Origin of the sequence: Mycobacterium sp., from assembly GCF_052143115.1 — a bacterium.
Taxonomy (GTDB): domain Bacteria; phylum Actinomycetota; class Actinomycetes; order Mycobacteriales; family Mycobacteriaceae; genus Mycobacterium.
On record NZ_JBKQTQ010000043.1, the window covers coordinates 1 to 2,744 of the forward strand.

Annotated in this window: 3 protein-coding genes; all 3 read right to left on the reverse strand. The window is 61.2% G+C overall.

The features are described 5' to 3' along the window. Nucleotides 1–869 precede the first annotated feature (869 nt). The gene (locus tag ACLQI9_RS04290) at nucleotides 870–1,160 is read right to left on the reverse strand and encodes a hypothetical protein (RefSeq protein WP_442379937.1); all 291 of its coding nucleotides are present in this window, start codon (nucleotides 1,158–1,160) and stop codon (nucleotides 870–872) included. A 417-nt stretch (nucleotides 1,161–1,577) separates the two neighbouring features. Then, the gene (locus ACLQI9_RS04295) at nucleotides 1,578–1,700 is read right to left on the reverse strand and encodes a hypothetical protein (RefSeq protein ID WP_442379941.1); all 123 of its coding nucleotides are present in this window, start codon (nucleotides 1,698–1,700) and stop codon (nucleotides 1,578–1,580) included. A gap of 283 nt (nucleotides 1,701–1,983) precedes the next feature. Continuing rightward, nucleotides 1,984–2,349, reverse strand: coding sequence for a hypothetical protein (locus ACLQI9_RS04300; protein WP_442379943.1), 366 nt, complete (start codon nucleotides 2,347–2,349; stop codon nucleotides 1,984–1,986). Nucleotides 2,350–2,744 lie beyond the last annotated feature (395 nt).

The following is a 2,744-nucleotide window of genomic DNA, read 5'->3' on the forward strand; positions in this document are numbered from 1 at the left end:
ATCGCGCAGCACGTCCGCGATGGGCGCGCCGAGGTGTTCACCGTGTTGGGCGATGGGTTTGCGCTGACCATCGTGGTCGGTCCCACAATCCCGCTAGCAATTACTTACGTCGACTGACCGCGACAAAGAATTGGATATTCACTCCTTGTCGTTGGGGTCGGCTTGACCGACCGCGCCGCCGGATATCTTCGGGGTGCCGTCATGCTCTTCGCCATGCTCACCTGCCATTATGCAGGTAGCGCGACGCTGCCATGCGGATATTATCGGGCGAGAACTCGCCTGCTTGTCGCTCCCAGACCGTGCGCGAATATTACACTTCTTGCTACTTGACTACACCTGTGCCACAGGGCTTTTGGGGTGAAGACGCAGCTCACCGATGCCTGGCACCCCGCGTCACGTCGCGTCACGGCCTGAGTCCTTCCACTTGCCTGCGCCACAATGCGATTCTGCACGCTGGCTGGCACCGTATTGTCCGATAGCGCCGCCGCAACTGGAAAAGATGGTCGCCCGACGGTGGGTAAACCGCGACAGCTAAAACTACTCGGTGACCAACTGGTCGCTGTCGACGAAAACCAAACCGCCCGCGTCGAGCGCCACCGCCCATCTCCGCGCGGGGCAACTATATGGTTCTCAGCGATATCCACTGCATGCCCCGCCAGATCGCCGAAATCCTCGACCACAGTCCCCCGACCTCGCCGTCCGTCCCCGGATATACACGCACCCGCACATTCACCGCCACGCGGCTATCGCCGGTATCGCCAGCCGTTCCGCCAGCGTCTTTCATCCGTCTTTTCATCCGTCGTCACCCTAGGTTGTGCGCGTGAAAATAGTGACGCAATTAGGGCACGATCAGCTAACGTCGTCCGGGCTTATGGTCCATGACCACCACCCCGCCGCACCGGCTCCCCTACCAGGCTCATGGCATCGACTAGGCCCCCGGCGGGCTTCTGCCCGGCGTCGCCACGGTGTGAGACGGCCACGTCGCGACGATCCTCGGCAACGGGATAGTTCATTCCGGCCACGTCGAGCTTCGCGTCGACGGGCAGTTCCTCATGCAAGAACCTTGTTAGCGCTTCGTCGCGCGCCTTAACCGGGGCCAGCGCCGCCCAGGTCGGGCGCATAGCCTCACCGGCCAGCTCATCGGCCGATACGGCACCCATGTGGTTCTCCTCACTTTGTTTCGATTGTTTCGGTCGAAGTGTTCATTTCTTGAACATTGTGTCTGCCACTCCGAATGTCCGTAGGGCGGCATGGTCCAACATTCGCTGAGTTTGTTGGCGACCTAGACAAGTGGAGCGTTATGTTCTGGGACACTTACAACAGCCTGAAACACACACCAACATACGAGTACAACCCGTCCGACATCGTGACCCTTGGTGACAGTGGAGCGCTGCTGCTGCTGGGCGCGCTGCTTAGCAGGATCGCGGGTAGCAAGCGTCCAATGGAAGTGCTGTGTCGAAGTCACCGCACCGAACACCTGAAACAGAACGTGCGAAGGCTCATGAATCGCTAGGCGCGTGCGTCAAACGGTCTGCCGCCCAAACAAATTCACCGCGTTGCGCACCGCCTCGGCGGGCCTAGCCGGGGCGGGTGGTTCCGGCAAGGTGTTGAGCGCCGCCATCTTGCTCGGGGATGTAGTCGCCGTACACGTCCAAGGTCAGCGTGTAGGTGCTGTGCCCGAGCCACTGGCTGACCTGCATGAAATGCGCACCCGCCGAGAGCTACTAGGCCGCGAACGTCTGCCGCAGGTCTGTAAGCGCACACCTACCCCGCCGCCTTCAGCACCTTGTAGATGGTCGGCACCAGCTCGCCAAGCAGCTTTTGTTTCAGCTCGGGGTTGTTGAGGATCTGCGCGAGAGTCTCCGAAGAATTCATCGTCCCGATCACCGCCGCTACGAACTCGCGGTGAAGGTTGGTTTCGCCCGACAACTCGGGCCTGGTAGCGCGGATCGCTGCCCGGCGGCATCAGTCGACCACAGCCTGCTAGCCGTACACGTAAGAAATCCATTCCGGAAGGTCATCAATCGACTCCTCGACGCGGTGGCCGCGTGCTCGCAACTCAGCGGCGACCTTCTCGGCATTCTCGGCGGGAAGGTAGAGGTTTGCACCGTTTGGATTCGGCTGAACGTCGCCGCCATACTTGTCGATCAAGTCTTCAGGAAACCAATCGAGTACGGCTTCGGGTGGCCATGGCCCCGGGTAGTAGCCGTCGTCGCCCCAGCCCGGCACATCGTCGGACGAAAAGGGTGCGTCGTCGGAGGGAACATCCTCGTCGAGGGAGTCCACGACATCTTTCCAAAGGTCGACTGGCATCGTCTTTTTGAACTCACCCCAGGTTGTTGATCTCATGACTGCACGCCATATCTGGGCTGCCCTCTTCGCAGTCTGGCGCTCGGCAAAGAGAGCGGGGCCAAAGTGGTCGTTGACCGTGTAGACGATGTCTAGCGGTTCAGATGATTCTGATTCTGCAGGCACCGCTCAAGGCCGGGCGGCGTCCACGCCGAACACATGTCACCGAGGCGATCGCGTGAAGCGCGTCGCGCGCGGAGTGCTCCTGCGCACGGCAGACTGCCGGGAATCCATACGCAGGGTCGACGCGAACAACTGCTCGGTGTGCGGCCGGATCTTGAAAAGCCCGGCGAAATGATCGCTGGCGAGGTCCGAGCACCCGCAATCGTCGCGTGAAGATCGTCGAGGCTGACGCCGACCTCCAGCGTGGGGGTACAGGCGAGCGCATCCAATCG